Annotated in this window: 8 protein-coding genes; 3 read left to right on the top strand and 5 right to left on the bottom strand. The window is 35.2% G+C overall.

Features of this window, described 5'->3' with window-relative positions:
* From ABX784_RS13785 to ABX784_RS13765, 5 genes are all read right to left on the bottom strand, one after another.
* On the bottom strand, nucleotides 1-429 hold a 429-nt coding region (locus ABX784_RS13785; RefSeq protein WP_372655638.1), incomplete at its 3' end, for a NusA N-terminal domain-containing protein.
* A 27-nt stretch (nucleotides 430-456) separates the two neighbouring features.
* Nucleotides 457-975 carry a ribosome maturation factor RimP gene (gene rimP, locus ABX784_RS13780; protein WP_372655637.1) on the bottom strand — a complete coding sequence of 173 codons (519 nt, stop codon included), beginning with the start codon at nucleotides 973-975 and terminating at the stop codon, nucleotides 457-459.
* Nucleotides 976-1,153: 178 nt separating this feature from the next.
* Entirely contained in the window at nucleotides 1,154-1,597 is a 444-nt protein-coding gene (locus ABX784_RS13775) for a GNAT family N-acetyltransferase (RefSeq protein ID WP_372655636.1), read from the bottom strand.
* Complete coding sequence (locus tag ABX784_RS13770; protein WP_372655635.1) at nucleotides 1,594-2,139, bottom strand: hypothetical protein; 546 nt, start codon at nucleotides 2,137-2,139, stop codon at nucleotides 1,594-1,596. Before ABX784_RS13770 ends, ABX784_RS13775 begins: the two co-directional genes overlap by 4 nt.
* 7 nt (nucleotides 2,140-2,146) lie before the next feature.
* Entirely contained in the window at nucleotides 2,147-3,421 is a 1,275-nt protein-coding gene (locus ABX784_RS13765) for a winged helix-turn-helix domain-containing protein (RefSeq protein WP_372655634.1), read from the bottom strand.
* Between the two features lie 227 nt (nucleotides 3,422-3,648).
* Between ABX784_RS13765 and thrS the strand changes: the two genes are divergently transcribed.
* The 3 genes from thrS to ABX784_RS13750 form a co-directional block, all read left to right on the top strand.
* Nucleotides 3,649-5,403 carry a threonine--tRNA ligase gene (gene thrS, locus ABX784_RS13760; protein ID WP_372655633.1) on the top strand — a complete coding sequence of 585 codons (1,755 nt, stop codon included), beginning with the start codon at nucleotides 3,649-3,651 and terminating at the stop codon, nucleotides 5,401-5,403.
* Nucleotides 5,403-6,392 carry a D-alanine--D-alanine ligase gene (locus tag ABX784_RS13755; RefSeq protein ID WP_372655632.1) on the top strand — a complete coding sequence of 330 codons (990 nt, stop codon included), beginning with the start codon at nucleotides 5,403-5,405 and terminating at the stop codon, nucleotides 6,390-6,392. Before thrS ends, ABX784_RS13755 begins: the two co-directional genes overlap by 1 nt.
* A gap of 20 nt (nucleotides 6,393-6,412) precedes the next feature.
* Nucleotides 6,413-8,482, top strand: a 2,070-nt coding sequence (locus tag ABX784_RS13750; protein WP_372655631.1) for an aminotransferase class III-fold pyridoxal phosphate-dependent enzyme, incomplete at its 3' end; no start/stop codon positions are given.

The following is an 8,482-nucleotide window of genomic DNA, read 5'->3' as shown; positions in this document are numbered from 1 at the left end:
TCTAGCGATACCAGTAACAAGCTCATTTTCTTTGTGCTTGAATTCAGCAAAAAGAATCTCTCTTTCAGCATCTCTAACTTTTTGAAAGATAATTTGACGTGCAGTTTGTACATCAACTCTAGAAAAGTTTGGATTTTCAATTTTGATACCAATCTGGTCACCAATCTCTACATCTTCATCTAATTCTTTTGCTTCAGCTAAAGTGATTTCAACAATCGTATCTCTCACTTCTTCTACAACGTTCTTATATTGATAGATTTCGATATCATCATCACTATCGTTATATCTTGTTTCGTATTCGCCTTGAATCCCGTACTTTTTTCTAGCAGTAACTAAGAAAGCTTGTTCTACCGCTTTAATAACGATATCTTTTTCAATCCCTCTTTCTTTACCGAGAGTTTCAATTACCCTACCTAGTTCAGAAAACATTTTTACCTTCCTTTTGCTTTACGCGCTCTATTCTAAATCTAGAGCAGGTTCTAAATTCGCTTTTTTTATATCTTCGTACTTTAAATTTAATTCAAAATCGTTTGCTACAACACAGATTCCCTCTGGGCTAACAGACTTTAAATTTCCAACAATCTTCCTCTCACCTTGAAGTGACTTAGGAATCCCTGGAAACTTTTCACTAACTAATCTGGCCATAACAGTAAACTGAATATCTTGACCAACTGACATTTCGAAATGCTTAATACTTGAGAAATGTCTAAACATACCTGGAGAAGATACTTCTAAAGTTAACTCGCTAGGCATCCACTCTTCTTCCTCAATGAAAGGAGTTAGCGCTCTATCAAGTCTTGAGCAATCTTCAATAACAGCAGTATTAGTTTTAGGATCAATAATAAAAACTCTAAGAGTATGTGATCCTTTTAGATAATCAAGATCGTATATTTCTAAATTTAATTCAGCACAAAGCTTCGAACATAGTTCATAGAACTTCTTTTCAACACCTGTACTCTCTGACTTTAAAACCATTTTTCTCACTATATATGCGCAAATAAATTTGCAGCAATAAAAAAGGGAAGATTAAATCTTCCCTAGTTTCATAAAATAAATTGAAACCATAGATTAACAATCGAGATTTATTTAAATATCAATTGAAATCTAATTACTTAATATCAGGATTCCAAGCATTTGGCAAATATTGAAAACCTTATAAGTGCTTTTCCATTATATGAGCATCAGCTCCATTTGAATAGAATTTTTTCTGTAAATGAATCTTATTATAGCCCTGCTTCAAATAAAGGCCGATTGCCCCAGTATTAGAAACCTCAACCTCAAGTATACAGCGCTCTATACCAAGGATTCTTAAATGACTATATGAAGCATTTAAAATAGATGCTGCGACGCCTTTTTTTCTAAAATCTGGAGAAACCACTACTTTTAGTAAGTGTGCAAGCTTCTCAAGTGGGCTCAAAAGATAAATGGCGAATCCACGACACGATGGATCATAAAATAATAAATAATTTGTATTTCTAATGGAGTCAGACCAATTAGAATCTTTCCATGGAAAAGGAAAGTGATTTCTATCTAGATCTTTAAGCGACTCTAGATCCTTTAGAGAGACATCCTTCAATAGATTTGATTTTATAATCACAGAAAGTAGACCTGAGAAGAGATTCTTCTATCTATGCCTGAATAAAAAATCTTTATTTTCTCAAATAAATGAGCATCCAACTCAACAACTTGTCTTTGGCGCAAAAAACGATCTCTTAACAGAAACTCACTCTTTATAAATAACTTCATGACAGTTGATAAGCTTTGAGACTTATTACACTTACTAAAGCCAATATCTATTAGCTCTTTTTCAGTAACTTCAATATTCAATGAAGTCGAATACATTAGTATTTTATTTAGAAGAAGTATCTTCTGCAGCTGCTCCTGCCTTCTACTTAAAACACTTTCATCTGATACAAAGTCAGGAAGCGTGTCATAATCAGAAGTTGAGAGTTCTAGACTCCTAACAAGATAACTCTTCTCGCCAATACATCTAAACACCTCTAAGGGCTTTAAGAATTTATTAATGTCTGAAAGGTAGAATACCTGCTCTTCAATTTTGAAAATAGCGGTATCAGAAACTTTTTGGGCCAACGTAAGTGGCCCAAAGAATAAGATAAATAAGGATATAATAAACTTCATAAGTTTATTATACAGGAGAACTCAACTCAACGTTAGCAATAGTTTTATCGTCAACGTTCTTAGTTTCCATGTGGAATCTAATTTTTGCTGTTGGGTTGAAAGTATATCCGTCTTTTCCACGAATGATGTACTTTCTCTTCTCACCTTTTGTAGCTTTTGGCTCAATTAGCTTTCTAAGTCTAGAAACACTAGTATAAATAAGCTTATCGTGAATTAGAGGGTTGTACTCATCTTTCCAGATAGACTTAGCAAGCTGTTCCTTGTCATAGTACTCACCTGGATTTTTTGCTAATAGGAATAAAATCTCTAGAAGTACAAAACGATGTTTAAAATCAATTGTACCAAGACTTCTCTCTTTAATTTTTCTGTTATTTCTATCTAGGTATAAGTCTACGCTTGAATCGTTTACTTCTTCAATTTCAGTCTTTAGAAGATTAGATAATCTTTTAAAGACAGATGGATCAATAGACTCTTTTGCTAGATTGAAGTACTCAAGCGCTCTATCGAAGTCACCCATATTCTTATAAACATTTCCCTTTCCAAGCAGAATGTAACCAAAAAGGTTCCAACACTTCTTAGTTTGAAGTGTTTCATTTGCAAGCTTAAAGAATTTTAAAGAATTTTCGAAGTCTTCAACTTCTAAGTAAACCTTGGCAGAGAACAAGAACATTGCTCCACTTAAATAATCTTTCTTTATTATCGCTAATAATTGATTAAGTTGTCCAAGGTAATCAAGTGCACCTTTATAGTCTTTTCTGTTGTAACAGTTATTTGATAGTGCCAAAAGAGTCTTAGCTAGTATATCTGGCTCATTCTCTTCTTTGGATTTTTTATAAGCAAATTGGAAGTTCTCATAGGCTTCATCAAAGTTACCACCATAGTTTTTAACAATACCAACATTGTAAAAGTACTCAGAGTTTAAGCTTCCAAGAACCTTTGTTAAGTCATCTACTAGCTCTTCAGCATGTGAAATATAAGCAGTTGCTTTTTCGTCGTCTAATTTTTCTGATGATATTCTTATTAAGAATCCAAGAATCTTGAAAATTGAAAATATATCTCTTGGTCTTTCAGCACACTTTAGAGACTTAAGGAAGTTCTCTTCTGCTGCTTCTAAATCTGATTTATCGTAATGAAGCTTACCTAGCTGATAAAAAGCTCTACCGATTTCTCTTTTAGAGAGCGAATCTTCTGTAGGCATGTATTGCTCATTGAACTCATAAAAAGCGATGGATGTGTCGGCCTCTGTAGACCTTGTATTCATCTCTAAATTGTCGTTCATCATAGTTCAATCCCCGAAAATGGTTATTACCTTGGTAAATAGCGCAGCCTATTCAAGCACTTAAGAAGTCAGCTTGCAAGTTCATATCATAACTTAGCGCCTCATGTCAAAAGTCAGATGAAAAACATGTAAATTTTCTAACTCTAACTCATTGATAAATGGAATTGAGGTTGGTAAAGTGAGCCATTATTACAAAACATTTTTATAAAGTAATTTCGGAGCTTTAACTCATGGCCAAATTTGAACTCGACACAATCAGACACTCTACAGCCCACTTAATGGCGCAAGCTATCTCAAGAGTGTTTCCAGACACCCATATTCAATTTGGTATTGGTCCTGTTATCGAGCACGGGTTTTACTATGATGTAGATATGGATCACAGACTCGTTGATGAAGACTTAGAAAAAATTGAAGCTGAAATGCAAAAGCTCATTAAAGAGAACCTAAATATTGAAAAGAAAGTAATGTCACGTACTGAAGCACTAGACTTCTTTGCTGAGAAAAAAGACGAGCTTAAGCAAGACTTGATCAATAGCTTTGATGATGATGCTGAGATTTCTTGTTACAAACAAGGTGAGTTCATTGACTTATGTCGTGGACCACACGTTGAAAGTACAGGACAACTTCCAAAGTACTTTAAGCTTCTAAGCATTGCAGGTGCTTACTGGCGTGGTGATGAAAATAATAAAATGCTACAAAGAGTATATGCAGCTTGTTTTGATGATAGAAAACAACTTAAAGCACACTTAAACTTTTTAGAAGAAGCAAAGAAGAGAGATCACAGAAAGCTTGGTAAAGACTTAGAACTCTTTCACTTTAATTCTGTTGCTCCAGCTTCTCCATTCTTTATGCCTAAGGGTGCATTCGTATACAACAAGCTTATTGAATTCATGAGAGAAATTTACAGAGTATATGACTACCAAGAAGTTATCACTCCACAAATTCTGGACTCAGACCTATGGCATACAAGTGGTCACTATGAGCACTATAAAGAAAATATGTACTTCTCTAAAATTGATGAAAGAGAATATGCAGTTAAGCCAATGAACTGTCCATGTCACATGCTTATGTTTAAGCATTACAAGTACTCTTATAGAGATCTTCCTATGAGATATGCTGACTTTGGACGTCTCCATAGATACGAAAAAGCTGGTGCAGTAACTGGACTAACTAGAGTAAGAACTTTTTGCCAAGATGACGCTCATATCTTCATTGATATGGATGGAATCCAAGATGAAATCACTATGTTAATGGACATGTTCTTTACTTGTTATGAGCACTTTGGTTTCACAGGAATTAAAGTTAATCTATCAACACGTCCAGAGAAGAAGTCTGGTGATGATGCGACTTGGGATAAGGCCGAAGGAGCTCTTGAAGATGCTCTTAAAAAGAGTGGACACGAATACTTCATTAAAGAAGGTGACGGAGCATTCTACGGACCTAAGATTGATGTAGAAATAGCTGACGCTCTTGGAAGATATTACCAGCTTGGAACTATCCAACTTGATTTTCAATTACCTGAGAGATTTGGACTTCACTACACAAATGCAGAAGGTAATGAAGAAAAACCAGTAGTAATCCACAGAGCACTCCTAGGTTCTCTTGAAAGATTTTTTGGAGTATATCTAGAGCACGTTGCAGGAGCATTCCCATTCTGGTTAGCTCCAGAGCAAGCGATTATAGTTCCGGTAAACAATGAGTTCCACCTAGACTTTGCTAACAACCTACAACGTGAATTATTCAACAAAGGTCTTCGAATTAAAGTTGATGATAGAAACGAATCAATGGGTTACAAAACGAGACAAATCCAAAAATCAAAAGTGCCATATATGATTGTTATTGGTGACAGAGAAATGGAAAATAATAGTGTCTCATTGAGAAAATACGGAGAAAAGAAAACAGAGTCTATGTCAATAGATGAGTTGAAAACTCTATTCACAAGCCTTGATGCTGAATTTGTACCAGCAAGCTTGAGACAGAAGTAATGAAGAATATTCTTCTTCTTTGTGGCGGCGGAGGAAGTGAGCATGATATCTCACTTCGTTCTGCTGATTACATATATAATGAGCTAGCTAGCCTAGAGTTATATAATGTATTCAAAGTAGAGATAAAGCATAATGGAGACAGAGTAGATCAGAACGGTTTACTTTGTGAATTAAGAAAGGCCGGTGAGCTTTATTATCCTTCTAGCGATAAAACTCACCGACTCGACTTCGCTATACCATGCATTCACGGACCTCCAGGTGAAAATGGAATTATTCAATCGATATTCGAATTGATGCAACTTCCATACTTAGGATGCACACCTGAACCAAGTCAAACATGCTTTAACAAGGTAACTACAAAACTTTGGTTAGATGCTCTTGGAATTCCAAATACTCCTTATATATATCTGGCAGATAATAGTTCTGAGTCATTATCTAGAGCGAGTGAGTTCTTTAGTGAACACCAAGATATTTATATCAAGGCCGCAAGCCAGGGCTCTTCAGTTGGCTGTTACCATATAACAAATAAAGACGACTTATCTAATATCGTGTCAGAAGCTTTCAAATATTCAGACTATGTCTTGATTGAAAAAACAATCAAAGCTAGAGAACTCGAAGTAAGTGTTTACAACCATCAAGATGAAATTGAAGTTACTGTTCCAGGAGAAATAATTTGTCCTGACGGTTTTTATGACTTCGATCAAAAGTACTCTAATGAAAGTAAAACACACACAGATATTGAAGCAAAGAACCTTTCAGCTGAAGCAGTTGAATCAATAAGAGAGTATGCTAGAAGGGCCTTTAAAGGTTTAAAACTAAGACACCTATCACGTATAGATTTCTTCTACACATCAGACGGTGAAGTTTATCTAAATGAAATCAATACATTCCCAGGAATGACAACTATTTCAATGTTTCCTAAGATGATGGAAAACAATGGAACAAAGTTCTCACTCTTTCTAAAAACAATAATAGAAAAATCAATATAATATTATCTAAGGCGGACATAATGAAGCTCCCAATAATAAATAAAGAAACTGAAAATTACTCTAAGGAACGATTACACAAGTCTTATACTAATGACTTCATTCCTCCAGAGAAAAAGAACTATTTAACTGACCTAAAGAAATCAACAGGTCCTTACCTTGCGATTACTGACGAGAATAATGAAACGAAATACCTAATGGACGCTGCTTCTCAGATAGCAACACTTGGACTTGGTTTTTCTCCTTCTGTTTTCTTTGGAGCAGCTCAATTTCTAGATAGCTGGACAAATGATTCAAATTCAAAAGAGTTCAAGACAATAAGAAGTGCTTTCAATGCAACTCTTAAAAGAAAGCTACACTGGGAAGAGTTAGATCTTACTATTTGTAACTCAGGAGCAGAGGCCAACGAAATTGCTCTAGGTTATTGTTATAAGCAAAGAGCAAATCCTAATGCCAACAAAGTGTTGGCCTTTGAAGGAAGCTTCCATGGAAGAATGATGATCACATTATCAAGTACGTGGAATAAAGTTAAAAGAGAACCATTTGAGTGGCCTGGTCATGAAACAATTTACTGCTCTTACCCAGAGCTAGAGTCGGATGAGATCAAGACAACCTCTCCCAAAGAGTGGAAATCAACATGGGCAAGCGCAAGCTTAGAAAATATGAACATCCCTAAAGAGTGGAAAGAAGACACTCAAATCAATAAAGAGGTCACTTCATTATTAGAAGTGAGAGAGAGTCTTCAAAAAGGTGAAGTCTTCGCAATAATTGTTGAACCAATGCAATGTGAAGGTGGAGATAGGTATTCCTCATCAAGATTCAATGAAGCCTTAATTCTTTTAGCTCACAGTTTTAATGTTCCTGTAATCTACGATGAAGTCCAAACAGGGTTTCATTTAGGTAAAGAATTTTTCTGGCATAGAGAATTTGATTTAACTAATGATATTGATGAACAAATTTCTCCTGACTATGTAGTCTGTGCAAAGAAAGCTCAAGTCGGACTAGTGCTTTCACAAACACCTCAAACTAAGAAGGAACAATTCCAAGTATCTTCAGTCATAAGAGGTTATCTCCACGCTGTAGCACTAGATCAAGCTCAAGAGCTAATTCATAACCTTGAATTAACAGCAAGAGAACTCTTAAATAAATTATGTGCTAAATATCCAGATAAAATAACAAGGCCAAGAGCAAATGGGATGGCCTTTGCTTTTGAACTTCCAGATAGCGAAACGACAACAAAGTTCATCACTAAGAGATTTGACCATGGACTACTCTACTACCCTGCGGGAGCTAAGACTCTTCGTTTTAGATTAAACACTAGCTTTACAAAAGATGATATTGAATACCTTTTCAATAGATTAGAAGTAATGGCAGAAGAGATATTTAATAATAATAGAAATGAAGAAATTACATCTATAGAAACAAGAGACAGATCTAATAAGGCCATATACGATTGGCAAGAGTTAATTCTTCTAACAAAACTTAGACTCTTTAACGAAGAGAAAATTTCAAAGAACGATTTTCTTGAAACTGTAAAAAGCCTATTCAAAGAGACATCTGGTCACAGTCTTATTCAAATTGATAAAGATAACTTTGCACAATGGAAAGATGAAGTTCATCAAATGCAACTCAATATCTATGAACCTACAAGGCAAACAGATATAAAGAAGTTTGAGCAATGTGCATTTAATGAGAAAGGCGTTGCAGTTGCAGTAGTAGATGACAAAAAGCTACTTGCAATGAGCTTTAGTTCACCACTAGAGTTAAATCCATTTCAACGTGGAGTAAGAAACGACCCTGACTTCAATAATCCAAATGCTCTCTACATGATTGACTCCACAGTAGGAAAAGAACTACAAGGTAAAGGCGTTGGTAGATATCTTAAGTATGCTTTAACAGCGATTGCTATGATTGACGGTATTGAGAGAATAAACGGTAGAAATAGAGACCGAATGGCAGCGAGTATGTTAAATATTAACCTTTCTCTCGGTGCTCATGAAATCATGTACATGACTGAAGACTACCCTGACTTTGAAAAGTATAGAGATGTTCTCTACTACTCTTGCCCTACTACATTTAAGAAAGACTCTCTT

Source organism: Halobacteriovorax sp., assembly GCF_041587335.1.
Classification (GTDB): domain Bacteria; phylum Bdellovibrionota; class Bacteriovoracia; order Bacteriovoracales; family Bacteriovoracaceae; genus Halobacteriovorax.
This window is presented reverse-complemented; position numbering and strand designations above follow the sequence as displayed.